General features: G+C 70.0%; 21 protein-coding genes. 3 read left to right on the top strand and 18 right to left on the bottom strand.

Features of this window, described 5'->3' with window-relative positions; genetic code table 11:
- Positions 1-10: 10 nt before the first annotated feature.
- From B2W79_RS15425 to B2W79_RS15395, 7 genes are all read right to left on the bottom strand, one after another.
- On the bottom strand, positions 11-775 hold the full coding sequence (locus B2W79_RS15425) for a class I SAM-dependent methyltransferase (RefSeq protein WP_292790966.1): 765 nt from the start codon (positions 773-775) through the stop codon (positions 11-13).
- The gene (locus B2W79_RS15420; protein ID WP_292790963.1) at positions 772-2,031 is read right to left on the bottom strand and encodes an MFS transporter; all 1,260 of its coding nucleotides are present in this window, start codon (positions 2,029-2,031) and stop codon (positions 772-774) included. The genes B2W79_RS15425 and B2W79_RS15420 overlap by 4 nt, the downstream gene beginning before the upstream one ends.
- A complete protein-coding gene (locus B2W79_RS15415) occupies positions 2,028-2,807 on the bottom strand; it encodes a fumarylacetoacetate hydrolase family protein (protein ID WP_292790960.1) in 780 nt (259 codons plus the stop codon). Before B2W79_RS15415 ends, B2W79_RS15420 begins: the two co-directional genes overlap by 4 nt.
- 115 nt (positions 2,808-2,922) lie before the next feature.
- Positions 2,923-3,903: a hypothetical protein gene (locus B2W79_RS15410; protein ID WP_292790957.1), complete on the bottom strand. Its 981-nt coding sequence runs from the start codon at positions 3,901-3,903 to the stop codon at positions 2,923-2,925.
- Between the two features lie 200 nt (positions 3,904-4,103).
- Positions 4,104-5,204 carry a branched-chain amino acid aminotransferase gene (locus tag B2W79_RS15405; RefSeq protein ID WP_062634807.1) on the bottom strand — a complete coding sequence of 367 codons (1,101 nt, stop codon included), beginning with the start codon at positions 5,202-5,204 and terminating at the stop codon, positions 4,104-4,106.
- A gap of 62 nt (positions 5,205-5,266) precedes the next feature.
- Positions 5,267-6,310 carry a 3-isopropylmalate dehydrogenase gene (locus B2W79_RS15400; protein ID WP_292790952.1) on the bottom strand — a complete coding sequence of 348 codons (1,044 nt, stop codon included), beginning with the start codon at positions 6,308-6,310 and terminating at the stop codon, positions 5,267-5,269.
- An 82-nt stretch (positions 6,311-6,392) separates the two neighbouring features.
- A complete protein-coding gene (locus B2W79_RS15395; protein ID WP_292790949.1) occupies positions 6,393-7,928 on the bottom strand; it encodes an MFS transporter in 1,536 nt (511 codons plus the stop codon).
- Between the two features lie 96 nt (positions 7,929-8,024).
- On the opposite strand from B2W79_RS15395, the gene B2W79_RS15390 reads away from it, so the two are divergent.
- Positions 8,025-8,567: a TetR/AcrR family transcriptional regulator gene (locus B2W79_RS15390; protein WP_292790946.1), complete on the top strand. Its 543-nt coding sequence runs from the start codon at positions 8,025-8,027 to the stop codon at positions 8,565-8,567.
- A 107-nt stretch (positions 8,568-8,674) separates the two neighbouring features.
- On the opposite strand, the gene B2W79_RS15385 is transcribed toward B2W79_RS15390, so the two are convergent.
- From B2W79_RS15385 to B2W79_RS15370, 4 genes are all read right to left on the bottom strand, one after another.
- Entirely contained in the window at positions 8,675-10,372 is a 1,698-nt protein-coding gene (locus tag B2W79_RS15385) for an ATP-dependent nuclease (protein WP_292790943.1), read from the bottom strand.
- A 216-nt stretch (positions 10,373-10,588) separates the two neighbouring features.
- Positions 10,589-12,193, bottom strand: coding sequence for a phosphoglycerate dehydrogenase (gene serA / locus B2W79_RS15380; RefSeq protein WP_292790940.1), 1,605 nt, complete (start codon positions 12,191-12,193; stop codon positions 10,589-10,591).
- A 131-nt stretch (positions 12,194-12,324) separates the two neighbouring features.
- Positions 12,325-12,660, bottom strand: coding sequence for a hypothetical protein (locus B2W79_RS15375; RefSeq protein WP_292790937.1), 336 nt, complete (start codon positions 12,658-12,660; stop codon positions 12,325-12,327).
- Positions 12,657-13,127: a hypothetical protein gene (locus tag B2W79_RS15370; protein ID WP_292790934.1), complete on the bottom strand. Its 471-nt coding sequence runs from the start codon at positions 13,125-13,127 to the stop codon at positions 12,657-12,659. Before B2W79_RS15370 ends, B2W79_RS15375 begins: the two co-directional genes overlap by 4 nt.
- A gap of 83 nt (positions 13,128-13,210) precedes the next feature.
- On the opposite strand from B2W79_RS15370, the gene B2W79_RS15365 reads away from it, so the two are divergent.
- The gene (locus B2W79_RS15365) at positions 13,211-14,161 is read left to right on the top strand and encodes a hypothetical protein (protein WP_292790931.1); all 951 of its coding nucleotides are present in this window, start codon (positions 13,211-13,213) and stop codon (positions 14,159-14,161) included.
- A gap of 2 nt (positions 14,162-14,163) precedes the next feature.
- Here B2W79_RS15365 and B2W79_RS15360 read toward each other — a convergent pair whose 3' ends face one another.
- Entirely contained in the window at positions 14,164-14,826 is a 663-nt protein-coding gene (locus B2W79_RS15360) for a GntR family transcriptional regulator (RefSeq protein WP_071328468.1), read from the bottom strand.
- 74 nt (positions 14,827-14,900) lie between these two features.
- Here B2W79_RS15360 and B2W79_RS15355 point away from each other — a divergent pair, with 74 nt between their 5' ends.
- On the top strand, positions 14,901-17,735 hold the full coding sequence (locus tag B2W79_RS15355; RefSeq protein WP_292790928.1) for an FAD-binding and (Fe-S)-binding domain-containing protein: 2,835 nt from the start codon (positions 14,901-14,903) through the stop codon (positions 17,733-17,735).
- A gap of 57 nt (positions 17,736-17,792) precedes the next feature.
- Here the strand turns inward: B2W79_RS15355 and B2W79_RS15350 are convergent, their stop codons facing one another.
- The 6 genes from B2W79_RS15350 to B2W79_RS15325 all read right to left on the bottom strand — a co-directional run bounded on the left by B2W79_RS15350 (position 17,793) and on the right by B2W79_RS15325 (position 24,835).
- Entirely contained in the window at positions 17,793-19,142 is a 1,350-nt protein-coding gene (locus tag B2W79_RS15350) for an alpha-L-fucosidase (protein ID WP_292790925.1), read from the bottom strand.
- Positions 19,139-20,686 carry a M81 family metallopeptidase gene (locus B2W79_RS15345; RefSeq protein ID WP_292791018.1) on the bottom strand — a complete coding sequence of 516 codons (1,548 nt, stop codon included), beginning with the start codon at positions 20,684-20,686 and terminating at the stop codon, positions 19,139-19,141. Before B2W79_RS15345 ends, B2W79_RS15350 begins: the two co-directional genes overlap by 4 nt.
- A gap of 65 nt (positions 20,687-20,751) precedes the next feature.
- Positions 20,752-21,726 (bottom strand): ROK family protein, encoded by a 975-nt coding sequence (locus B2W79_RS15340; protein WP_292790922.1) that lies wholly within the window; start codon positions 21,724-21,726, stop codon positions 20,752-20,754.
- Positions 21,723-22,637 carry a carbohydrate ABC transporter permease gene (locus B2W79_RS15335; protein WP_025103274.1) on the bottom strand — a complete coding sequence of 305 codons (915 nt, stop codon included), beginning with the start codon at positions 22,635-22,637 and terminating at the stop codon, positions 21,723-21,725. The genes B2W79_RS15340 and B2W79_RS15335 overlap by 4 nt, the downstream gene beginning before the upstream one ends.
- Positions 22,627-23,532, bottom strand: coding sequence for a carbohydrate ABC transporter permease (locus tag B2W79_RS15330; RefSeq protein ID WP_025103273.1), 906 nt, complete (start codon positions 23,530-23,532; stop codon positions 22,627-22,629). Before B2W79_RS15330 ends, B2W79_RS15335 begins: the two co-directional genes overlap by 11 nt.
- Positions 23,533-23,575: 43 nt before the next feature.
- Positions 23,576-24,835, bottom strand: a complete 1,260-nt coding sequence (locus B2W79_RS15325; protein WP_292790917.1) for an ABC transporter substrate-binding protein — start codon at positions 24,833-24,835, stop codon at positions 23,576-23,578.
- Positions 24,836-24,853 lie beyond the last annotated feature (18 nt).

The following is a 24,853-nucleotide window of genomic DNA, read 5'->3' as shown; positions in this document are numbered from 1 at the left end:
TGCGGGCCGGTCAGCCCCGGCGCGAGACCGCGACCGCCGCGCGGTGCTCCAGCGGGAGCACCGCACCCACCCGATGCGCCGCGACGGTCTCCTCGAACCCCACGCGGAACCGGGATCGCTCGGCGGAGGAGAGCCCGGCATACTGAGCCCCGGCGCCGGCCACGCCGCCCTCGACCGAGACCCACAGGGCGTCCGGGTCGGCGGGCCAGGTCCAGATGTGCTCGCTGACCGTCACCTCCGGGAGTCCGGCCTCGACGAGCATGGCCGCGAAGCCGTCCGCCGTGCGGTCGAAGTCCTCCTCGGCCGGAAGCCTCTCCCCCGCGGACGGCTTCAGCCCCGCGCGTTCGACGACCTCGTTCCAGAACCACGACGGGGAACGGGTCCAGGTCGTCGCGGCGACCGCTTCCCGTGCGATCCGACCCAGCTCCCGGGCGGCGGTCCGCGGGGAGGAGACGTGGTTCAGCACGAAGTTCGCCACGACGACGTCGACCGAACGGTCGGCGAACGGCAGCGTCGGCAAGCCGCCGTCGACGATGCGCAGCGTCGGGTGGCTCCGGTGGGCGACGGCGCGCATGGTCGGCTCGGGCTCGCAGGCCGTGACGTCCCACCCCAGGCCGGCGAAGCGGGCCGCGAGGCCCCCCTCCCCCGCCCCGACGTCGAGGAGGCTGCGACCCTCCGCCGGTCCGAGGGCGGGGGCGAGAACGTCGAAAGTCCCCGCGCACAGGGCCGCGTACGAGGCGGCATAGGCCTCTCCGACACCGCCCCAGGCCTTCACCGCGCGCTGCTCCGGGCGAGCGGCGACAGCGCGACGATCGCGAGGACGAGCACGGAGGCCGCGATGCCGAGCCCGGCGTACTGGAAGTTCGCCAGCACGACGCCGGCGAGGACCGACCCGGCGGCGGCCGACAGGCTCATCAGCGAGTCGCTGCGTCCCTGTCGCCGCGTGCGGACGTCGGGTGCGGACGCCTCGGTGAGCAGGGCGGCGCCGGCGACCGTGGCGGCGCTCCACCCCAGGCCGAGGAGGATGAGCGCCACCATGACGCCCCACGCCGCGGTGCCCGCGAAGACGGCGAAGGCCAGGGCGCCGCCGAGCAGAGCCTGCCCGAGCAGCACCACGCGCAGCCGCCCCCAGCGGTCGGCCAGCACGCCGAACACCGGCGAGAGCGCGTACATGCCGCCGACGTGCAGTGCGATGGTGATGCCGACGAGCGCCGAGACGTCGGCCGAAGTCGCCGCCGCCCCGTGGGCGCCGTGCGCCATGTGGGACAGATGCACGGGGGTCATCGCCATGACCGACGCCATCACCACGTGCGAGCCCGCGATCGCGAAGATCGCGTAGCGGGCCACCCGCGGGCGGTCCGCCACGGCGGCGCTCGTCGTGGCGGCCGCCGCCTGCGCGAGTCTCTGTGCGGCGAGCAGCGGATCCGGGCGGAGGGCGACGAGGTAGAGCACGAGCGCCGCGCACTGCGCGACGAACGAGAAGACGTAGGAACCCGTCTGCGGGGGCATGCCGATCGCCTGCCCGACGACCTCCCCCGGGCCGAGCAGCAGCGGCCCCGCCACGCCGCCGATCGTCGTGGACCACACGACGATCGAGAGGTCGCGCCCACGATGCTGCGGCGCCGCGAGATCCGTCGCCGCGAACCGGGACTGCAGGTTGCCCGCGTTCCCCGCACCGATCAGCAGGATGCCGGCGAGCAGGAGCGGGAAGACGCGCACGGACGCCGCGAGGATCACCACGGCGATGCCGATGAGGGCGAAGAGGTTGCCGAGGGTCAGAGCGCGACGCCGTCCGAGGCGCGCGGCCATCCGGGCGAGCGGGATCGCGCAGACCGCGGCTCCCAAGGTCACCGACGCCGTCGCGAGCCCGGAGAGCGCGTCGCTGCCGGAGATGTCCGCGGCGAGCAGCGCACCGAGCGACACGGTGGCTCCGAACGCGATGCCGCCGAGCACCTGCCCCAGCGACAGCACGAGCACGGTGCGGCGCTGGACCGCCTGCTGCTGCGTCGCCGTGAGGGCGACCTCGGTCATGATGCGGGAGCGGCGTCGCGCGCGGTGTTGCGGAGGATGCCGAGTCCGGAGATCTCGACCTCGATCGTGTCGCCCGCCTCGAACGTGCCCACGCCGGCGGGAGTCCCCGTCATGATGACGTCGCCCGGAAGCAGCGTGAACACCGCGGAGGCGTACTCGATGATCGCGGCGACCGAGTGGATCATGTCGGTGAGCGGCGCCTGTTGACGCACCTCGCCGTTCACCCGCGTCTCGATCGTGGCCTGTGCGGGGTCGAAGTCCGTCTCGATCACCGGGCCGAGCGGGCAGAACGTGTCGAAGCCCTTCGCCCGCGACCACTGCCCGTCCTTGCGCTGCAGGTCGCGTGCCGTGACGTCGTTGCCGATGGTGTAGCCGAGCACGTGGTCGAGGGCGTTCTCCGCCTTCACGTTCTTGGCGATCCGCCCGATCACGACCACGAGCTCGCCCTCGTACTCCGTCCGCTCGGAGAGTGCGACGGGGCGCAGGATCGCGTCGTCGGGGCCGATCACGGCGGTGTTCGGCTTGAGGAACAGCAGCGGCTCCTCGGGGGCCGCTCCTCCCATCTCGGCGGCGTGGTCGTGGTAGTTCTTCCCCACGCACACGACCTTGGAGCGCGGAATCACGGGCGCGAGCAGCGTGACCTCGGTCAGCGGGACGCGGGCGCCGGTGGTCTCGTACCCGGAGAACATCGGGTCCCCGGCCAGGACCACGAGCTCGCGGTCGTCGATGATCCCGTACATGATGGCGTCGTCGTGGCTGAACCGGGCGATCTTCATCCCTCCACCCTAGATCCCCTGCCCCACCCCCGAGACCCCGCTTTCTCGTCGACACCCCGCCTCGCGCGCGCAGGTGAGGCGGGGTCTCGACGCGAGCCCGGGGGCTCGACCGACCTCAGCCGGGAGGACGGACGCCGAACGCGGCGAGCCGTCGTCCGAGATCTTCGGGGGTGCGGATGTGCGCGGAGCCCCAGCGCACCACGCGCCACCCCGTGACCCCGCGGATCTCGTCCTCGCGGTGCTTCTCCGCCAGCACCGCATCGGCCGCCGTGGACGTCGTCCGCAGCTCCGCATCCCGGTACTTGTCCTCCCCGTCGAACTCCCCGAAGGCCCGCGACCGCGGGAACCCGAAGTCGGCGAAATACCGAACACCGTCGGAGCCCACGAGGGGAACCTGTAGATCGATGTCCCGGAAGCCGAGTCGGTGGAGCTGGAGGCGGCTCACGCTCTCGCCCGGGAGCTGCGCCCGTCCATCCGCGAAGGCTCCGATCCATCGCGCGAGCCGCACGCCCCGGAGCCCTGGCACGCACAGCCGGTCGACCTCGGCGCGCCAGGCGTCGACCTCATCGTGGTCGACCTCGTGTCCGTCGATCGAGACCATCCGCAGAGCCGCGTCCCCGGCCGCGACGACGGCCTCCGGGCGCAGCAGCCGGGCGAGGTCGAACACGGTACGGGCCAGCGACGTGCACCGGAGCCCGTGCCGCCGGACGATGTCCCCCTCGTCGAGCGCCATCTGGTGTCGGACGACCCCGGCTTCGGTTCTGGTGTGCCGACGGCTGCGGATCGCGGTGTGCACGTCGTCCCGGATCGGCACCACGAGCGGGAGCCCCCAGAGCGCTGCCGCGGAGAGGTGCGAGAACACCGGACCTCCGCCCGGGCTGGCCCGACGGACGGCGCACAGCCGCACGAGCTGCCTTCCCTCGGGCCACAGCTGGTCCCAGACCTCCGCGTCCACGTACGCCCCGCGGTGCACGCGTCGCAGCCTGCCGTGCGCGACCGCCCCCTCCAGCTCCCGCTCCGTGACCCCCGCGTCGAGGACCTCCTCCCGCGACCGCACGAGATCCCAGGCTTCAGAGAACGAGAGGCGCCGTGACATCCCCTCACTCTCCCCCGCGTTCTCCCTCCCTCCCCTCTTCTCCACACCCCCACCCCTCTTCCACCCCTCTTCCCCCACTCCCCCCGCATTGTGCAGGAAGCGTCCCAGCGCACGTGACCCCGGGTACACGCCGAGACCCCGCCTTCCACGCGGTGACACGGCGGGGTGTCGGCGGGAGGACGGGGTCTCGGGGAATCGAATCAGGCGTCGAGGCGGAGCAGCCAGCCGTGCTTGTCCTCGCGGCGCCCATACTGGATATCGGTGAGCTCCTCGCGGAGGGACAGCGCGAGCTCGCCCAGCGGCTGCGGCTCGTCGAAGCCCTCGCCCACGAGCGCTCCGATCGGAGTCACGACCGCGGCCGTGCCACAGGCGAACACCTCGACGATGTCACCGGAGGCCACGCCCTCGCGCCACTCGTCGATCGAGATCGGTCGCTTCTCGACCGTGTAGCCGCGGTCCTCGGCGAGCTGCAGCAGCGAGTCGCGCGTAATGCCCTCGAGGATGCTGTCGGACTCCGGCGTGACGACGCGCCCGTCCTTGAACACGAACACGACGTTCATGCCGCCGAGCTCCTCCACGTCGCGGTTCTCGTTGAGGAACACGACCTGGTCGCAGCCCTTGGCACTGGCCTCGGCCTGCGGCAGGAGGCTGGAGGCGTAATTGCCGCCCGTCTTCGCCTTGCCGGTGCCACCGCGGCCGGCGCGGGCGTAATCCTCGGAGAGCCAGATCCGTACCGGCTTCACGCCTCCGGTGAAGTACGCACCGGCGGGGCTCGCGATCACGTAGTAGGCGACCTTCTGCGCCGCACGCACGCCGAGGAACGCCTCTTTGGCGAACATGAACGGCCGCAGGTACAGGCTCTGGTCGGCACCGGAGGGCACCCAGCGGCCGTCGACGGCGATGAGCTCCCGCAGCGACTGGATGAAGTACTCCGTCGGCAGCTCCGGCAGCGCGAGGCGGCGGGCGCTCGCCTGCAGACGCGCGGCGTTGCGGTCCGGCCGGAAGGTGTGGATCGAACCGTCCGCGTGCCGGTAGGCCTTGATGCCCTCGAAGATCTCCTGCGCGTAGTGCAGCACAGACGCCGCGGGGTCGAGCGGGATCGGGCCGTAGGGCTGCACGCGCGGACGGTGCCAGCCGCCCTTGGCCGACCAGCAGATGTCGACCATGTGGTCGGTGAAGACGACCCCGAACCCGGGGTTCTCCAGCACTTCGGCGACGCGTGCCGGCGAGGCCGCGTTCAAGTTCTTCGTCACGGCGAACTCCAGGGGAGCCACGCTCGTCTCAGCGTCGATCGTCGTCATGTCGTCATCCAATCCTCGTGGGGTGGGCGCATCCTCGCGCCCTGTCAGCCTACGCCCGCCGTTCAGAGACGGGCAGTGATCGCGGAGCCGATCTCCGCGGTGGTGCGGGCACCGCTGCGGGCGGCGATGTCCGCCTCGACCGCGGCGCTCACACGCGCCGACTCGGCCGTCAGGCCGAGGTGGTCGAGCAGCAGCGCGATGGAGAGGATCGCGGCGGTCGGGTCGGCCTTCTGCTGACCCGCGATGTCCGGAGCCGAGCCGTGCACGGGCTCGAACATCGACGGGAAGGCGCCATCGGGGTTGATGTTCCCCGAGGCGGCGAGGCCGATGCCGCCCGTGACGGCGCCGGCGAGGTCGGTGAGGATGTCACCGAAGAGATTGTCCGTCACGATCACGTCGAAGCGCGAGGGATCGGTGACGAGGAAAATGGTGGCGGCGTCGACGTGCAGGTAGTCGACGGCGACGTCGGGGTGCTCGGTAGCGACCTCGTTCACGATTCGCTGCCAGATCGCACCGGCGTGCACGAGCACGTTGGTCTTGTGCACGAGCGTGAGCTTCTGACGGCGGCGCTCGGCAAGCGCGAACGCGTAGCGGACGACCCGCTCGACGCCGAAGGCGGTGTTCACGGAGGTCTCGTTCGCCACCTCGTGCGGCGTCCCCTTACGGATCGCCCCGCCGTTGCCGACGTAGGGACCCTCCGTCCCCTCGCGGACGACGACGAAGTCGATCTCCCCCGGGTCCGACAGCGGACCAGGAGCTCCGGTGAAGAGCTTCGAGGGGCGCAGGTTCACGTAGTGGTCGAGGGTGAACCGGAGCTTCAGCAGCAGTCCGCGCTCGATGTTCGCGTCCTTCAGCCGCGGGTCGCCCGGCGTGCCGCCGACCGCGCCGAGGAGGATCGCGTCGTGTGCGGTGATCGCGGCGAGGTCGTCGTCGGTGAGCGTGTCGGCGGTCTCGAGGTACCGGTCGGCACCGAGCGAGAAGCGGGTCTTGTCGAACGTCACGTCGCTGTCGGCGGTGACGGCGTCGAGCACCTTCTCCGCCTCGGCGATGACCTCGGGACCGATGCCGTCACCCGGGATGACGGCCAGCTTCACGACACGCGACATGAGACTCCTTGCGCACTGCACGGGGGTGGACCGACCGCGGCGCGACCGCGGGTCGAACGGGCCGGTCCCCCCAGCGTAGTGGTCAGTGCGTGGGTGCCTTGCGCAGTGTGACGGCCGCGATGACCGCGGCGACGACGACGAGGCCCGCCCCGATGAGCGAGGTGACCGTGACTCCCGAGCCGAACGCGTCGGCCGCCGCCTGCCACAGGGCGTCGCCGAGCGCGGCCGGGAGCTCGTGGGCGGCGGTGTAGGCGCCCGCCAGCGTCTCCTGCGCAGCGCGGGCCACGTCCGCCGGAAGCCCCTCGGGCAGCACCAGCGCACCGCGGTAGAACGCGGTGATGATGCCGCCCAGGATCGCCGTCCCCAGCACGGCACCGAGCTCGTACGCCGTCTCGGACACCGCGCTGGCGGCACCGGCCTTCGCCGCGGGGGCGCTGGACAGGATGAGCTCGTTCGAGATGGTCTCGGCCGCGCCGATGCCGATGCCGAGGACGGCGAAGGCGAGGATCAGCGGAGCCACGCCGTGCTCGTGCGTCGTGAACGCGACGATGAGGTAGCCCGCGACCGAGAACACCAACGCCACCGGGATGAGCACGTGCGGCGGCACCCGCCGCGAGATCGGCACCACCGTGAGTCCGGCGACGATCATCGCCGCCATCCCGGGCACGAGAGCGAGGCCCGCGACCATCGGCGAGAGCCCCAGCACGAGCTGGAGGTGCTGCGACACGAAGTAGAGGAACCCGACGAGGGCCACGACGCTGAGCAGGTTCACCAGGATCGCGCCCGAGAACGAGCCACGGCGGAACAGCGCCATGTCGAGCATCGGGGTGTCGGCGCGGAGCTGACGGCGCACGAACAGCGTCCCCATCACGAGACCGAGCAGCGCCCATCCTCCGGCGTAGAGCGACGGACCGTCGACCGCGAAGGACTTGATCGCGTAGACGACCGGGATCATCGCGGCCATCGAGAGGGCGATGCTGAGCGGGTCGATGCGGCCGGGGTTCGGGTCACGGCTCTCCGGCACGAGCAGCGGTGCGGCGATGAGCAGCGGGATGAGCACCGGCACGGCGATGAGGAACACCGAGCCCCACGCGAAGTGCTCGAGGAGGAAGCCGCCGACGATAGGGCCGAGCGCGGATCCGGCAGAGAACGCGGATGCCCAGACCGCGATGGCCATGCGGCGCTGGTCGCGGTTCTGGAAGATCGACCGCAGCAGCGACAGCGTCGACGGCATCAGCATGGCGCCGAAGAAGCCGAGCAGGGCGCGGGCGGCGATCAGCAGGCCCGCGGTCGGCGCGAAGGCGGCCAGCGCGGAGACCACGGCGAACCCGGTGGCCCCGATGAGGAGCAGGCGGCGACGCCCGAAACGGTCCCCGAGCGTCCCCATGGTCACCAGGAGTCCGGCGAGCACGAGCGGATAGACGTCGATGATCCAGAGCTGCTCGGCCCCGCTCGGCGCGAGCGAGATCGAGATCTCGGGCAGCGCGAAGCTCAGCACCGTGTTGTCCACCGACACCAGCAGCACCGGGAGCATGAGGACGACGAGCGCCGCCCACCCCCGAGCCCCGACGCGGGGAGCTTCCGTCTCTGTCGTCGGGATCGACGCAGTACGGGTCATGGAACACCTTTCCTTCCTGCGGACCGCTCGTTACTAAACCGTCCGGCTGGTATAGTAACAGATGCCGCCCTCCCGATCCCGTTCAGAGGATGACCGATGCCCCGCCCTCCCCTCGCCCGTGAGAAGGTCCTCGACGCCTTCGAGGCGATCCTGATCGACGAGGGCGAACGCGCCGCGACGCTCGAGGCCACGGCGAAGACCGCCGGGGTGTCGAAGGGCGGCCTGCTGTACCACTTCCGCTCCAAGGACGATCTGGAGGCCGGGCTCCTGGAGCGTCTCGACCATCTGACCACCCTCGATCTGGAGCGCATGCGCACCGCCGACGAAGGTCCCGTCGCGTACTACGTCCGGACCTCGGTGATGGAGGACGACGCCCTCGATCGGGCGCTCATCGCCACGACCCGGCTGGCCCAGGGCGGCTCGACCGCCGCGTCCGACATGCTCCGCGAGACCCGGCGCCGCTGGGCGGAGACGATCCGCCCACACGTCCGCGACACCGCCAGCCTCGACCTCGTGATGCTCGTGAGCGACGGCCTCTACTTCAACAACTCGCTCGACGTGCACGGCCCCGAGCGACTCGTGCCCCGCAGCGATGAACTCGCGGAGCTGATCACCCTGGTTCTGAAGGCGACCGCCTGAGAGTGGCGATGCAGGCCTCCGTAGCACTAACAGACACGAACGCGGAGGCTGCTGGCATCGGGCCAACTAGTTACGCGCGATTGCGATCTCGCTCCGCGACCGCGTCACTACTCAGGCATGCGTAGCTGCAGGGCTGTCGAAGGCGTGTCGCGCGAAAACTCCAGCCACTGGCCCGCAAACTCATATGGCTGAACCACGGTGATCCTATGAAAACCGTTTCCACGTGGCACCACCGCTACGAGCCGAGAATCACTAGCTGCTGTTCCCCCTACTGGAGAAGAAAACTCTGCGGTGGGATCAACCCTCAGCGCTTCGAGAATCGAGTGCGCGATACGTTCGACGGCGGCGCCGAGTAGGAGTTCAACGTCTCCCATCGGGTCCAACCTGAAGGCGCACCATGCGGCGACCTCGTCAATTGCACCGCCCCTGGACGCTGCCTCTTGCGCGGCCAGTCGACCCTTCGAACTTAGACCCAGTACATTCTCCAAGGTCCCTTGCGGGTGGAGCCAGAACCCAGCCGCCTTCCAGATCTCGATGAATTTTGTGGCGCGAGCCGCCCATCCTGTCGTCGGTGGAACCGAACTCGCCATCCAGGCGGCGCGCTCTTTCGGGTTGGCCGGGACGCCAGCCGAGTTCATCGCGTCTATCAGAGGCCGCAGTGCGGCGTGCGACTTCGGCGGCTCAATTGCGAAGTCGGTTCGATACCGCGTAAGGACCGCCTCATTCGCGTCCATGATCTTCTGGACCTCCGGCGAAAGACAAGCGTCCAGATCAGCAACAGCCCGCACGTCCAGCCCCATGGATCTCGTGATTGAATACCATAACGCGACCCCACCGCTGCCTCCACAATCGACGAGATCGGTCTGGGCGACTACCTCCGGAGGCTGAGTACGCGTCAAAGCTACCGACAATGCCGCAATGTCGTGTATGCCCTCCACCAAAACGGGGCGAGGGGAGAAAACGATCTGGCTGACGAGCTGAGGATTGTTGCGCAGCGACGACGTCACTCGGGTGGCGCAATCTTCCGGCACGTGCTCTGAAACACGTGTGCTTGGATTGCCCGCAGTAAACAGCCAGACTGCCCCCAAATCACCCGACGCGGACGGCTTGAGCATCGTAGGTTCGTGCGTCACGACGATAGCGTGTCGCCCTCTCTCCCGACACTCGCGTTCCAGTTCGCTCAACCAGAGTCGGGTCATTGATGGATGAAGATGCAACTCCGGCTCGTCAACGACTAGTAACGCCCAGTCCTGGCGATACACAGCGGTGAGAAGCACCACGAGCTCTCTGAGACCGTGGCCTTCGTCACGAAGTAACGAGTATTCGACAGACCCAATCTGTATGTACGGGTCTAGGTAGCCCGCGCTCTCCCGAAGCTCGATAATGCGCCCGAGTGCTCGGCGGAGGAAAGCTGCAACACGCAGCCAAACTTCCGGTTGATCCTTAAGAGCGTAAAGCTCCGCGACAGCGCTGCCCTGATTCTGTGCGAACGCCGCAGCCATGCCACGCTCACTATCGCCGAGCGGAACGCCTTTGTATGAACTCATCTCGGGAACCGAAGTCCACCCGTAGTTTGAGTAGTTCATAAGGCCGGAAAGACGGTCTGTAGACAAGTACCGCCCGCCCAACTGTTGAGCGATCAGGCGCGCCGTCCGTGATTTTCCGCTCCCGTTACGTCCAACAAAGAACGTCACGGGATGTTCCCAACCATGCGTGCGAAAGAACACGCTTTGGTTGCCGCCTGAGAAGACTTGATCGAAGGTCAGCTCGAGATGCCCTGGTTGGCCGCCGCTCAGATACGTCATGCGGACATGATCGCACACCAGAGCCCGCGATCTTTCATGACCATCGTCCTCAATTTGTGGACGTCCGTGGAGCATCATCATGTTCTGGTGCGCGACATCCCGGCAATATGCCCGAGCATCCTAAATGCCCGACCACTAAAGGCTCTACCACGACTGACCCCGGATGCAGAGAGGGCGGGAGCTTCACGCTCCCGCCCTCTCTGCTGCGTCTGCCGATCAGATCTCGGTGATCTCGATCTGACGGAAGAGATCGGCGTCGATGGCGCCCCGCACGTCGTCCAGCAGCTCCTCGGACACGGGCGAGTCGAGCGTCAGCACGCTGAGCGCCTGGTCGCCCGCCGCGAGCCGCGAGATCTGCATGCCGGCGATGTTGATCCCGGCCTCGCCGAACTTCTGCCCGTAGACGGCCACGATGCCGGGGCGGTCGGTGTAGAGCATCACGACGTGGTGCTTCTCGATCGGCAGCTCCAGGGCGTGGTCGTTGATGCCGACGAGCTTCTCGGCCTGCTTCGGTCCGGTCAGCGTGCCCGACACCGAGAGCTGCGATCCGTCGGACAGCGCCCCCGTGAGGGTGATGACGTTCCGGTACTCCTCGCTCACATCGTCCTTGAGCAGGCGCACCGCGATGCCGCGCTGCTCCGCCAGGAGGGGCGCGTTCACGTACGACACGGTCTCGCTCACGATGTTCGTGAAGACCCCCTTGAGGGCGGCGAGCTTGAGCACGCTCACGTCGTAGTCGTTGAGCTCGCCGTGCACCTCGACGTCGAGGCTCGTGAGCGGCGACGTGGCCAGCGCGGCGAAGATCTGGCCGAGCTTCTCCACGAGCGAGATGCCGGGACGCACGTACGGGTCGATGACGCCGCCCGCGACGTTGACGGCATCCGGGACGAGGTCGCCGCCGAGCGCGAGCCGCACCGAGCGCGCGACCGAGACGCCGGCCTTCTCCTGCGCCTCTTCCGTGCTCGCACCGAGGTGCGGAGTCACGACGACGTTCGGGAGGTCGAGGAGCGCGCGGGCGCTGCCACCCTCGGCCGGGGGCTCCGAGGTGAAGACGTCCAGGCCGGCCCCGGCGATCTCGCCGGCGACGAGCGCCTCGTGCAGCGCCTCCTCGTCGATGAGCCCGCCGCGGGCGACGTTGACGACGAAGGCGGTCGGCTTCATCGCGGCGAACTGCTCGGCGCCGATCATGCCCGTCGTCTCCGGGGTCTTGGGCATGTGGATCGTGAGGAAGTCGGCCTCGGCGACGAGCTCGTCGAGCGAGAGGAGCTGCACGCCGAGCTGTTGGGCGCGCGCCGAGGTGACGTAGGGGTCGTACGCGACGACGCGCATGTCGAAGGCGGCGAGGCGAGCGGCGACGAGAGCGCCGATCCGGCCCAGTCCGACGATGCCGACGGTCTTCTCGAAGAGCTCGGCACCGGTGAAGGAGCTGCGCTTCCACTGGCCGGCGGACAGCGAGGCGTGCGCGGCCGGGATCCGGCGGGCGAGGCTGAGGATGTGGCCGACCGTGAGCTCGGCGGCGGAGACGATGTTCGACGTAGGGGCGTTGACGACCATGACGCCGGCCGCGGTCGCGGCCTTGATGTCGACGTTGTCGAGGCCGACACCGGCCCGCGCGACGACCTTGAGCTTCGGCGCGTGTGACAGCGCCTCCTCGTCGATGCGGGTCGCGGAGCGGATGAGCACCGCGTCCGAGTCCGCGAGGGCGGCGAACAGCGCCTCGCGATCGGTTCCGTCGACGTGGCGGACGTCGAAGTCGGGGCCGAGCGCCTCGATCGTGGCGGGAGAGAGTACTTCGGCGATGAGCACGACAGGCTTCGGCACAGTGGATCCTTCGGGGCAGCGCGACAGGCGGGAGGGGCCGATGCGCCGCACACCGTCGGGGGCGCGATCGCGACAACTCTACCCGAGCACCGGGACCGCTCCGTGCCGTGTGACGGCGTGACGGATCCTGCTCAGGCGCTGGGCAGCGTCAGACTCAGCGCGAGCAGGCTCATCCAGAACACCGCGACGATCCCGAGTCCGGCGATGAACGTCAGGGCGAGCTCACCCACCCGCCGCCGCCGGCCGATCGCGTAGGCGAACCCGAACACGATGACGGGGAACACCACGCCGAACAGGAGCGTCGCCCATCCGGTGCCGGTGAGGCCGGTCTGGGCCATGGTGATGAGGTGCGCGACCGCGTTCCACACCGCGTAGGCGTAGAAGAGGCCGGCGAGGGCGATGACGGTCCACACGAGCCAGCGCGGCGAGCCGGTCGCCACGGCGGACGGTGACTTCGGAGCGGTCATGAGCCGATCACCCCCACGGTCACGAACGGCCACGGCACGAGCAGCACGACGCCCGCCAGGAGCACGGCGGCACGGATCCAGGAGGCCCGGCCCCGCGTCAGCACCCATGTCGCGAGGAACCACAGCGCGGGGGCGGCGATGGCCAGCACGAACCAGGGCAGGAACATGAAATCGGCGACGAGGAACGAGGCGAGCGGCTGCAGCCGGAAACCGCCCGCGATCCACCCCAGGGTGTAGAGCAGGTAGACGCCCCCGACGACCCCGACGAGGACCAGCATCGCGTTGCTGAGACCAGAGGGCGCCGCGGTCGTCTCGTCCACCGACGCGGGTGCGGGCGCCGCAGGCGCGACGGCCTCGACCGGCGTCGGTTCCGGAGCGGGCGTGGAGCGCCGTGCGGCGTCCCGGGGGCGTCGCTCCGCGCTGTCGTCGCCCTCCCAGCTCAGGGCGTCGTCCGAATCGGATGTCATCTCTCCAGCGTAGGACACCGCGGCCACTAGGCTCGGGGATGCCTCGGTGAGGTCGCCGGGCACTTTCGGGGGAAAGGACAACCATGGCCGAGAACGAGCAGACGTCTTCCGCCGCGCCGCGTCGTCCCACGACCGGCGCCACGACCGGCGAACCGCCCGCGGGCTGGACGCCGAGCCCGGAGGCCAAGGCCTCCGCGACGCGCTTCCGCATCATCGCCGCGGTCCTCTGGGCGCTCGCGATCGCGGGCGAGGCCGTCGGCATCTTCTGGCTCCTGCGCCAGCGCGAGTTCGTCGACGAGGGCGGCACGCTGCTCCGCGATCCGGACACCGGTCTCCTGGAAGAGCAGGGAGCGACGGCGCAGTTCCCGCAGTGGGCGTTCATCGCCCTGCTCGTCCTGCTGGTCGTGATCGCCGCGCTGTCGATCATCGGCTCGATCCTGTGGAAGAAGGCCAACACCCTCGACCCGGCGCGACGCGCGGACAAGACGCGGTTCTTCGTCCAGAACCAGCTCGGCGCGATCATCGCGGTCGTCGCCTTCCTCCCCCTGGTCATCCTCATCTTCCTGAACAAGGACATGGACAAGGGACAGAAGGCGACCGCCGGCATCGTCGGCATCGTCCTGGCCGTCCTCGCGGCGGTCATCGGGACGAGCTTCGCCCCGCCGTCCGTCGAGCAGTACACCGCGGACCAGTCCGCTGTGATCCAGCTCCTCGGAGCGGACGAGGTCGTGTGGGTCGACGGCGGCAAGGTCTATCACGTCTGCGACGAGGTGCCCGCGATCCAGACCGGCAGCGAGATCCGCACCGGCACCACCTCCGAGGCCATCGAGGCGGGGAAGATCCGGCTCACCCTGCAGTTCGCGTCCGAGCTGCGCACCTGCGGCCTGGCGGTGCCCGAGAACGCCGACGAGATCACCGAAGCCCTCCGCGCGATCCAGGCCGGCCAGGTCGATACCCCTCTGCCCGCTCCGGTCTGGGCCGACACGACGGACGCACCCATCGAGATCCAGGACGCGCCCGCAAACGAAGGCTGACGTCAGGAGGCGCTCAGGGCCTCGACGAGACGGTCCTCCGCCGAGGCGAGGTGTGCACGCAGCACCGCGGCCGCGCGCTCCGCGTCCCCGGCGGCGACGGCCTCGAGCATCTCCGCGTGCTGCGCGGCGATGAGTTCCGCGTCGAGGAGACGCCGTCCCTGCACCTGCGCCATGCACAGCCGCACCTCGTCCAGCACGCTCCGGTACATGCGACTGGTGCGCTCGCTGCCCAGCCCGTCGATGAGCGCCGTGTGGAATCGGAGGTCGGGATCGACCGTCGCGGGATCGGGGCCCGGTGCCATCGCCTGCAGCTCGGCGTTCGCCGCTACGGCGGCCGCCGGGACGGCGGCGCTCTCCGCCAACTCGCGCAGCGCCGCGCTCTCCAGCCGGATCCGCGTGCGGTAGACGTCGCGGACGGTCTCCGCCTCGATGCCGACCACGCGCGCCGTGCGGTGCGCCGTCCGCACGAGCAGCCCGCTGGCAACGAGCTGCTCGATGGCCGCTTTGGCGCTGGGTCGGGCGACGCCGTAGGCCTGGGAGACGGCCGCCTCGGTCAACGGCTCCCCCGAGCGGATCTCGCCGGAGAGGATCCGGCTGCGCAGCTGTCCGGTCACGGCGTCGACCACGCCGACCACGCCGAGGGGGCGCTCCGCGATCGAGGTCATGCGGAACAGTCTAGTGAGGCGGCCGTCGTTCAGTACACTTGTCAGACAATCTTCGAGCGGAGCAGAGGAGCACCGTGCCCACCACCCTCGACCACCCCCTCGACCCCGCGCTGCTGGGGACCGAGACGCAGGTCCACGCCCGATCCATCGACCGGTTCGCCCGCGCCCACGACGCCTCGCACTACCTGCTCGTCCCGGACGCGGTGCTGTCGCCCGCGGACGCGGAGGGCGTCGCCCGCGCGTTCTCGGCGGTCCGCGCGGCCGGACGAACGCTCACGTTCCGCTCCGGCGGCACCAGCCTCTCCGGACAGGGCATCAGCGGCGACATCCTCGTCGACACGCGCAGCCACTTCCGCGACATCCACGTCGAGGACGACGGCGCCGCGGTCCGGGTCGGCCCCGGGGCCACCGTCCGGCAGGTGAACACGCGACTGGCCCGGTACCGCCGCAAGCTCGGACCCGATCCGGCCAGCGAGATCGCCTGCACGATCGGCGGCGTCGTCGCGAACAACTCCAGCGGTATGGCCTGCGGCATCACGGAGAACTCGTATCAGACGATCACCTCGATGGTCGTCGTGCTGCCCAGCGGCACCGTCCTGGACACCGGACGCGCGGATGCCGCGGAGGTGCTCCGCGCCGCGGAACCCGCGCTCTTCGCGGGACTGTCGTCGCTCCGGGAGCGGCTGCTCGCCGCGCCCGAGAACGTCGCCTTCCTCCGACAGCAGTTCTCGATGAAGAACACCATGGGCTACGGACTGAACGCCCTGCTCGACTTCGACGACCCGGTGCGGATCCTCGAACACCTCCTCATCGGATCGGAAGGGACCCTCGGCTTCGTCGCGGAGGCCCGTTTCCGCACCATCGAGGTGCGCCCCGCGATCGCCACCGGTCTGCTCGTCTTCGAGACGCTGTCGGCGGCGATGGCCGCGCTCCCCTCTCTCACCGAGCTGGGACTCGCGACGATCGAGCTCCTGGACGCCGCCTCACTGCGCGTCGCCCAGGGTCTGAGCGACGTCCCCGCCGCGATCTCGGAGATCGACGTCCAGGGCCACGCCGCCCTCCTCGTCGAGGTGCACGCCGCCGACGACGAGAGCCTCGCCGTCGCGAGCGCCACCGCCCAGGCACACTTCGACGCCCTTCCTCTCGCCGTCGCCCCGCGACTGACCACGGACGCGGGAGAGCGCGCCGCGCTGTGGCACGTCCGCAAGGGCCTCTACACGGCGGTCGCCGGAGCGCGGCCGTCCGGCACGACCGCCCTCCTCGAAGACATCGTCGTCCCCGTCCCCCGACTGCTGGCCACCTGCGAACGCCTGATCGAGCTGTTCGCGGAACACGGCTACGAGGGGTCCGTCATCTTCGGGCACGCGAAGGACGGCAACGTCCACTTCCTGCTGAACGAGCGTTTCGACGACCCCGACAGCGTGGCGCGGTACCGCCGCTTCACGGACGACCTCGTCGAGCTCGTCCTCTCGCAGGAGGGATCCCTCAAGGCCGAGCACGGCACCGGCCGCATCATGGCACCGTTCGTCCGGCGGCAGTACGGCGACGAGCTCACCGACATGATGTGGGAGATCAAGCGGCTGTTCGATCCGGACGGCATCCTCAACCCCGGCGTCGTGCTCTCCGACGACCCGGACTCGTATCTGCAGGACCTGAAGCGCGTGCCCACGGTCGAGCGCGAGGTGGACCGCTGCGTCGAGTGCGGCTACTGCGAGCCCACGTGCCCGAGCAAGAGCATCACGCTCACACCGCGGCAGCGCATCGTGCTGCGCCGGGACATGGCCTGGGCCGAGGAGCAGGGCGACACGGCGCTGCTGCGCGACCTGCGCGCGGACTACGACTATGACGGCGTGCAGACCTGCGCGGTCGACGGCATGTGCGGCGTCGCGTGTCCGGTGGACATCAACACCGGCGACCTCGTCCGCCGACTCCGCGCCGAGCAGGAGAACGCCGTGGAGGGGGCCGCGTGGGGAACCGCGGCGAAGCACTGGAGCACCGTCACGCGCGCCGGGGGCGTCGCCCTCACGGTGGCCGACGCCCTCCCCGTCCCGCTCGTGCGCGGCGCGACGCGGATCGGACGGGCGGTGCTCGGCGCCGACACCGTGCCCCTCTACGACGGCGGCCTCCCCCGCGGCGGAACCGCGCCGCCCCAGCCGGTCTCGCCACCCGATGCCCAGGCCGTCTTCTTCGGCGCCTGCATCGGCACGATGTTCGGCCCGGAGGACGAGGGGCCCGGCTCCCGCGACGCCCTGCGCGCGCTGCTTGACCGCGCCGGGATCCCCGTCGTGGTCCCGGAGGAGAACGGCGGGCTCTGCTGCGGGACGCCATGGAAGTCCAAGGGACACCTCGACGGCTATCGCCTCATGTCCGACCGGGTGCTGGCCTCGCTCTGGGACGCCAGCCGCCACGGGGAGCTCCCGGTCGTCTGCGATGCGGCCTCCTGCACCGAGGGCCTCGACGTGATGCTCACCCAGGCCGTCGCCGCGCACCCGGAGTACGCGGGACTGCGCATCGAGGACGCCACCACGTTCGTCGCGCGGGAGGTGCTGCCGCGCCTCTCCGTCGATGCGAAGCTCCCCTCGATCGCCGTGCACCCGACCTGCTCGACGACCGCACTCGGCGCGACCGGGGCACTGACGGCGATCGCTGCCGCCGTCGCCGACGAGGTCTTCGTGCCCGATGGCTGGGGCTGCTGCGCGTTCGCCGGCGACCGCGGCATGCTGCACCCCGAGCTCACCGCGAGCGCGACGGCGCAGGAATCGGCCGAGGTCTCCGCGGCCGATGCGGCCCGCGGCGGCTTCGACGCCTTCGTGTCGGCCAACCGCACGTGCGAGATCGGCATGACCCGCGCCACCGGCCGCCCGTACCGCCACGTGATCGAGGTTCTCGAGGAGCGCACGCGCCCCTAGCTCAGCGACGAAGGCCCCCGTCGGATCACCGACGGGGGCCCTTCTGCGGAGCCGGTGTCAGGCGCCGTGCGCGGTGAGCACGGCGACCGGAGCCTCGCGGAGTCCGGCCGGGATCACGATGCGCGTCGAACCGCCGCCCGCGGACGTCTGGGCCGGAGTCCCGTCCGCCCACGACAGCGCAGCGCCCGCGAGCTCGGACGGCAGCTCGAACTCGCCTGCCGCCGGGTCCAGCGCGTGCACGTGCACGGTCGCCCCGGAGGTGGTGTAGCGACGAGGAGCCCCCGTCCGCTCCCCCATCCGCGTCCAGGGCCGCGTGCCGTAGATCGCCGCGCCGTTCACGGCCAGCCAGCCGCCGAGCTCCTGCATCGCCTTCCGCTGCAGCGCCGGAATGGACCCGTCCGCCGCGGGGCCCACGTTGATGAGCAGGTTGCCGTTCTTCGCGACGACGTCGACGAGGAGCCGGATCAGGGCCGCCCCGGAGAGCGAGTGCCGCTCGTCCTCCGCCTGGTTGAACCCGAACGAGTAGCCGAGCCCGCGGGTCGACTCCCACGGCTCGGGGATGATGTCCGGGATGTCCGTGTATTCGCGGGTGAGGAAGCCGTGGTACGGCACGCCCCACCGGTCGTTGACGACGCCGTCCGGAACGGCGTCGAAGTAACGCCGCAGCAGTGCGGCCACGGCGTAGTCCTCCGTGCCCTTGCCGCCGTCCGGCCACTCGATGTCGTTCCAGAGCACGTCGGGCGCGAAGCGCTCCACGAGCTCCTCGAGCTGTGCAGCGGCGTACCGGGAGAAGTGGGCGTCGTTGCGACGGAACCGGAACAGGTCGGTGTCCGACTCGATCGGCGGGAAGTCGCTCACGTGCCAGTCGAGCGCTCCGGAGTAGTACACGCCGAACTTGGCTCCGGCCCGCCGCGTGGCGTCGTGGAACTCGGAGATGAGGTCGCGGCGAGGGCCGCGCGCGACGGCATTGAACCCCGTCGTGGCGGTGTCCCACAGACAGAAGCCCTCGTGGTGCTTGGTCGTGGGCACGACGTAACGCGCCCCCGCCGACCTGAGCTCACCGACGAAGGCGTCGGCATCGAAGGCGTCGGCGTCCCATCGGTCGGCGAGGTCCTCGTACGAGGTCCCGGGGCCGTAGGTGCGCTGGTGGCGCTCCCACGTCGGGCTGCCCGGGATGCGCACCGTGTTGCCGTACCACTCCGCGTACTGGTGCCACGCATAGGCGTCCTCGGTGGGGATGTTCACGCCCTCCCCGTGCTGCACGGCCCACGCCGGCACGGAGTACAGGCCCCAGTGCACGAAGAAGCCGAGCTTGGCGTCGCGATACCAGTCCGGCACGCCGTTCGCGGGGTAGACCGGGGCCGCCGCACCGAAGTCGGGGCCGGTGCGCTTCTCGAAGTTCATCATGATGCCGTGTCCTCCTCGTCGGCGCCGCGGCGCACGACCACCGCGGTCAGATCGGGGTCGCCTGTCGTGTCGAACGGGAACACCCCGGGGCGCAGGCGATGGTGTCCGAGACGGAGCAGGTCCTGGTCCACCCCGCCCGGGGTGAGCGCGAGCGTCCATCCCGCCGCCAGCTCGTACAGCTCCGGCTCCAGGTAGCCGATCTTCACGACCACGACGTCGGCCGTCGTCGGCTCGAGCCCCAGCATCCGGAAGTCGGAGAGATGGTGGAAGGGCTTGCGGCGCGCGGTCACGATGGCGTGCAGCCCGCCGACAGCGATCACCACCTGGGTGCCGGCGTCCGGGTCGCCGTCGGTGACCGAGAACACCGTGCCGGTGATGTCGACCGGTCCGTGCGGCCCGGCATCGACCGCGGCACCGGCGGACAGCGTGACCGTTGCACCGACGCCCGCCTCCACGGCTTCGGCGACAGCCCGCGGATCGAAGATCGAGGCGACCAGCGTCGTGTGCGTCCCGTCGGTGAGCTCGGGTCGCCGGAGCAGCTGGGCGAGGGTCCAGGTCACATCCCCCGCTCCCCCGGCCGTCGGGTTGTCCCCGGAGTCGGAGATCACGTACGGACGCGGGGCTCCGGACGCCAGGGCCTCCTCCAGCGCCTCGTCGAGGCTTCCGGTCTTCGCGACGAACACGAAGTCCTCCCGCGCCTCCCAGAACATCCGGGCCACGCGCTCCGCCTCCCGGGCGATGACCTCCCGGTCGTCCCCGGTGACCACGACGTAGGCCTGGCAGCGCGGCTCGTCCGCCCACGCGTAGCCGATCCACACCGAGGCGTCGACGACACCGGGCAGGGCCTCGATCTTGGGGAGCTCGGCATAGATGCTCTGCGCGGGCTCCAGCCGCGTACTCGTCTTCTCCCCCGGCAGGAGCACCGGAACGGGCACCCAGGCGGTGAAGGGTCGCCGCGCCTGCACGTCGCCGCCGTGCGGGCCACGGAGACGGTCGAGCAGGTTCCACACCGCCCGCTCTTTCGTGTTCAGCCAGTCCTCGTGCGGGGCCATGCGGTAGCAGGTGAGCAGATCCACCGCGTCGCGCAGGGTCTCCGAGACGTTCCCGTGCAGGTCCATCGACGTGGAGACGAGGGTGTCCGGACCGAGCGCCTCCCGCACCGCTAGGGCCAGATCGCCCTCGGCATCCTCCATCCCGACGACGCTCATCGCGCCGTGAATGTCGAAGAAGAAGCCGTCGAACGGCCCCTGTGTGCGGATCCCCTCGACGAGCGCGTCCTTCATCCGACGATAGGTGTCCGGATCCACGGCGCCGCCGGGCAGCGACCGGCCGTGGGTGAGCGGGACCCACTCCGCGGCCTCGGCGAGCTCACGCCCGGCATCGAGGAACGGGTAGTACGCCCGCAGGGCATCGCCGGTCCGGATCGTGAAGGCCTCGTCCCCCGAGATGTGCGGGGAGAAGGTGCTCGACTCGATGGAGATGCCGCCGATGCCGATCCGGGGTCGCGCGAGCCCGCCCTCGGCGAGCGGCGGCAGCGGCCCCATCCAGATCTCGTGGGCTTCGGGACGTGCGGTCACGGTGCTGTTCTCCTCTGCGGTCGCAGTCGTGGTCAGGAAACGGGGGCGAGGGCGCGCCGGGCGCTCTCGATGGCACCGAGCGCGACGGCGTCGGCGCCGAGGACGGCGGGGACGATGCGCAGCGCGATGCCGGACACCGGGGCGTCGGTGCGCAGGGTCTGCTCGATCGACGGCGACAGGAGGTCCCAGGCCGCCGTGACCCCGCCGCCGACGATGGCGGTCGGCAGGTCGAGGAGCGTCGCGGCGCTCGCGCAGGCGAGGGCGAGCGCGCGCCCGGCGTCGTGGAACACCGCGCGGGCGTCGGCGTCGCCGGCCCTGGCGGCCTCCGCGACCTCCCTGGCATCGTCCACCGGACGCCCGGTGCGCTCCTCGAACCGCCGGGCGATCGACGTTCCGGAGGCCAGGGTCTCCAGGTGACCGGTCTGCCCGCAGGTGCAGACGAGGTCGCTGTACCCGGGCGTATGCCCGATCTCCCCGGCCGCGCCGTGCGGGCCGTGGTGCAGCTCCCCGCCGATGACCAGCGCGCCGCCGACGCCCGTGCCGAGCATCACGCCGAGCACATCGGGCACGCTCGGACCCGCCGCGGCGGCTTCTCCGAGGAGGAAGGCGTTCACGTCGTTCTCCACCCGCACCGGGACGCCGAGGCGCTGCGCCAGCTCCGGGCCGAGCGGGAAACCCGCCCAGTCCGCGAACAGGGCGGACGCGGCGCGGATGGTGCCGCTCTCGTGGTCGATGACCCCCGCGGCACCCACCCCCACCGCGGCGACCGCGACACCGGCCTCGGTCGCCAGCCGCGCGACGAGACCGGCCGCCGCATCCGCCATCGCCGAGCCGCCGACGCTCGCGGGCGCCGGCACGCTTCCGCGTGCGAGGACGACTCCGAAGGCATCCACGACGAGGGCCGCGATCTTCGTGCCCCCGATGTCCACCCCCGCCAGCGCCAGGTCGGCCGCGAGGCCCGTGGTGCTTCGTCGAGGGTCGTCCGTCTGCTGCCCGACCGCGCTCATCGTCCGCCCAGCCCGGCCATCGCGATGCCCTTGACCAGGTGCTTCTGCAGCACGATGACGAGCAGGGTGGTGGGGATCATCGAGATGATGGCGGCGGCCATCTGCAGGTCCCAGCGGGTGCCGGTGAGGCCGGCGAAGCTCGCCAGACCGACGGGCAGCGTGCCATGCGCGTTGTAGTCGACGGTGACGATGAGGGGCCAGAGGTAGCTGTTCCAGAACGAGAGGAACGTGAAGACCGCGAGCACGGCGACCGCGGACTTCGACAGCGGCAGGATGATCTGCAGGAACGACCGGACGGGGCCGGCGCCGTCGACACGGGCCGCCTCCTCCAGCTCGTACGGGATGCCGCGGAAGAACTGCCGCATCAGGAACGTGCCGAAGGCGCCGAACGCGAAGGGCAGGATGAGCGCCTGATAGGTGTCGACCCAGTTGAACCACTGCATGACCTGGAACATGGGGATGACGAGCACCTCGGCGGGCACCATCAGCGTGGCGAGGAAGAGGACGAACACCGCGTCCCTGCCCTTCCACCGCAGGCGCCCGAACGCGTATCCGGCCGTGGTGGACACCACCAGCACGACCAGGGTGCCGCCGATCGCCACGATGAACGAGTTCATGATGTACGTCAGGAACGGTCCGTAGGCGAAGACGTCGACGAAGTTGCTCCAGCGGATCTCGGAGCCCACCAGGGTCGGCGGCATCGAGAACATCTCCGAGTTCGGCTTGAGGGCCGAGAAGAACGCGTAGACGAGCGGCGCGATGAAGATGAGCGCCGCGACGTAGATGGTGACGTGCGCGAGGATCAGCCGGGCACGCGCGCCGGGCGTTGTCGCCGCGCCGCGGGCCCGCTCCCGCTCGCGCTGACGCCGCGGGGCGGTGCCGGTGGGCCGGACGAGGGTCTCAGTGCTCATAGTGCACCCACTTCTTCTGTGCGGCGAACTGGATGCCCGTGATCGCGATGATGATCGCGAAGAGGATCCATGCGGCGGCGGCGGCGAGCCCGAGGTCGCCGAAGGTGAAGCCCTGCTCCCAGATGTACATCACGAGCGGCTTGGTGGCGTTGCCGGGGCCGCCTCCGGTGAGCATCTGCGGCTGGACGAAGACCTGGAGCGAGGTGATCATCGTCATGATCGTCGCGAAGAAGATCGACGGCGAGATCATCGGGATGATGATGCTCCAGACCCGCCGGAACCCCTGCGCACCGTCGATGCTGGCGGCCTCCAGCACGCTCTCCGGGAGCTGCTCGAGGGCCGCGGAGAAGATCAGCATGTTGTAGCCGAGACCCTGCCAGACGCTCATGACGACGACCATGATCATCGCCCAGTTGGGGTCGGCGAGGAAGTTCGGCAGCTCGATGCCGAACCAGGTGACCGAGAGGCCGTTGAAGAGCCCCTGCGGCTGCAGCATCATCTTCCACACCAGGACGTTCGCGACCATCGGGGTCACGACGGGGATGAAGAAGAGGACGCGCAGGGCACCGCGGCCGCGGATGCGGGGGCCGAGGCCGAGGGCGAGCACGAGCGAGAGAGCGACGCTCAACGGCACGTACAGCAGCGTGTACACGGCCGAGTTCCGCAGCGCGGGCCAGAAGTCCGGGCTGCTGGTGAACAGCTTGACGTAGTTGTCCACCCCGTTGAAGGTGCGTTCGCCGAAGGTCGGCCAGTCGAACACGCTCATCACGATCGACAGCCCCACGGGCACGATCGTGAACAGGGCGAGGCCCACCAGGGCCGGGCTTGCGAAACCCAGCGCCTGGCGGCCCTCGACCTTGGCGAGCGATCCTCGACGTCTCGTCGTGATCGTCATCTCGTTGTCTTTCTCTGTTACTGCTGTGCGGGCCGGATCCGGCTTACTCGCCGAACTGCGCCTGGGCGTTCGACAGCAGCTCCTCCATCGTCATCTGGCCGTTGTAGACGCTGACGAGGTTGGGCTGGATGTAGCTGTCGAGCTTCTGCCAGTTCTTGGTCATGTAGAGCGGCACCGTGTCGCCGAACGCGGCCTCGAACACCGTCTGGACCTGGTCCCGGTACTGCTCGTCGATCGACTCGAAGTACAGCGGCTGCGACGAGATGCGGGCAGGGTACGAGCGGCCGGACGAGGCGATGTAGTCCTGTGCGTCCTCGCCGACCAGGGAGCCGAGCACCTTCAGCGCGGCCTCCGGGTTCTTGCAGTTCTCCGCGATGCCGTAGCCGGAGCCGAGGATCGGACCGGGGTTGCCGTCCACGCCGGCGGGCAGCGGCACCATGCCGGCAGCGAAGCCGGACTCGTTGTTGAGGTAGCTGACCGCGTTCCAGGTGCCGTCGACGGCCATGGCCGCGTTGCCGCCCGTGTACTGGTTCTCGCCCCAGCCCGTGTCGGAAGCGGAGGCGACCGGAGCCGCGACCTTCTTCTCCGTGACGAGTCCCGCGTACCAGGAGGCCGCGTCGACGAAGTCCTCATCGTCGATGTGCAGCGTGCCGTCCTCGGAGGCGGGCTGCGTGGCGGAGTAGGCGATCGGCATCGACATCCACTGGTAGCCGCCCATGCCCATGCCGAAGCCGTACTTGCCGTCCTTGGTGGCGTCGGCCGCGATCGTGGCGAAGTCGTCGAACGTCCAGCCGATCTCCGGAGTCGCGGCGCCGGCGGCCGTCAGCATGTCCTGGTTGTAGTAGACGAGCATGGTGGCGACGTCGAACGGCACGCCGTAGACCTTGCCCTCGAAGCTGAGGATGCCGTCGGCGCTCGGGTTGAACTCCGACCAGTCGATGCCCGCGGTCTCGAGGTCCTCGTCGCTGAGCTGACGGAAGCCCGCCGTGTAGCCGCCGAGCTGCGCACCGCTCATGCCGGTGATGCAGGCCATGTTGCCGCTGGCCATGTTGGTGGTGAGCTTCGTGAAGAAGTCGCTCCACGGCGAGGTCTGCAGCTTGATCTTGATGTCCGGGTTCTGCTTCTGCGCGAACTCGATCTGCGCCTCCAGCGCGTCGACGTCCGACTCGCTGCCGGCCCACATGTCCACGACGATGGTGTCGCCGTCGGCCGAGCCTCCGGATCCCCCGCTGCTCGCACAACCGGTCATCGCCACGGCCACGCCCGCGACAGCGGCGACAGCCCCCACACGCAACTTCTTCATTGAATGCCTCCTGAGAAG

The sequence above is a fragment of the Microbacterium sp. UBA7513 genome, assembly GCF_002478345.1.
Lineage (GTDB): Bacteria > Actinomycetota > Actinomycetes > Actinomycetales > Microbacteriaceae > Microbacterium.
This window is presented reverse-complemented; position numbering and strand designations above follow the sequence as displayed.

Coding starts and splice junctions, on each gene's coding strand:
- B2W79_RS15360 (WP_071328468.1), bottom strand. CDS start 14,826: ATGACCTCGATCGCGGAGCGCCCCCTCGGCGTGGTCGGCGTGGTCGAC.
- B2W79_RS15350 (WP_292790925.1), bottom strand. CDS start 19,142: ATGATGAACTTCGAGAAGCGCACCGGCCCCGACTTCGGTGCGGCGGCC.
- B2W79_RS15390 (WP_292790946.1), top strand. CDS start 8,025: ATGCCCCGCCCTCCCCTCGCCCGTGAGAAGGTCCTCGACGCCTTCGAG.
- B2W79_RS15325 (WP_292790917.1), bottom strand. CDS start 24,835: ATGAAGAAGTTGCGTGTGGGGGCTGTCGCCGCTGTCGCGGGCGTGGCC.
- B2W79_RS15375 (WP_292790937.1), bottom strand. CDS start 12,660: ATGACCGCTCCGAAGTCACCGTCCGCCGTGGCGACCGGCTCGCCGCGC.
- B2W79_RS15415 (WP_292790960.1), bottom strand. CDS start 2,807: ATGAAGATCGCCCGGTTCAGCCACGACGACGCCATCATGTACGGGATC.
- B2W79_RS15340 (WP_292790922.1), bottom strand. CDS start 21,726: ATGAGCGCGGTCGGGCAGCAGACGGACGACCCTCGACGAAGCACCACG.
- B2W79_RS15365 (WP_292790931.1), top strand. CDS start 13,211: ATGGCCGAGAACGAGCAGACGTCTTCCGCCGCGCCGCGTCGTCCCACG.
- B2W79_RS15420 (WP_292790963.1), bottom strand. CDS start 2,031: ATGACCGAGGTCGCCCTCACGGCGACGCAGCAGCAGGCGGTCCAGCGC.
- B2W79_RS15345 (WP_292791018.1), bottom strand. CDS start 20,686: ATGGGGCCGCTGCCGCCGCTCGCCGAGGGCGGGCTCGCGCGACCCCGG.
- B2W79_RS15410 (WP_292790957.1), bottom strand. CDS start 3,903: ATGTCACGGCGCCTCTCGTTCTCTGAAGCCTGGGATCTCGTGCGGTCG.
- B2W79_RS15395 (WP_292790949.1), bottom strand. CDS start 7,928: ATGACCCGTACTGCGTCGATCCCGACGACAGAGACGGAAGCTCCCCGC.
- B2W79_RS15385 (WP_292790943.1), bottom strand. CDS start 10,372: ATGACGTATCTGAGCGGCGGCCAACCAGGGCATCTCGAGCTGACCTTC.
- B2W79_RS15370 (WP_292790934.1), bottom strand. CDS start 13,127: ATGACATCCGATTCGGACGACGCCCTGAGCTGGGAGGGCGACGACAGC.
- B2W79_RS15405 (WP_062634807.1), bottom strand. CDS start 5,204: ATGACGACGATCGACGCTGAGACGAGCGTGGCTCCCCTGGAGTTCGCC.
- B2W79_RS15330 (WP_025103273.1), bottom strand. CDS start 23,532: ATGACGATCACGACGAGACGTCGAGGATCGCTCGCCAAGGTCGAGGGC.
- B2W79_RS15400 (WP_292790952.1), bottom strand. CDS start 6,310: ATGTCGCGTGTCGTGAAGCTGGCCGTCATCCCGGGTGACGGCATCGGT.
- B2W79_RS15335 (WP_025103274.1), bottom strand. CDS start 22,637: ATGAGCACTGAGACCCTCGTCCGGCCCACCGGCACCGCCCCGCGGCGT.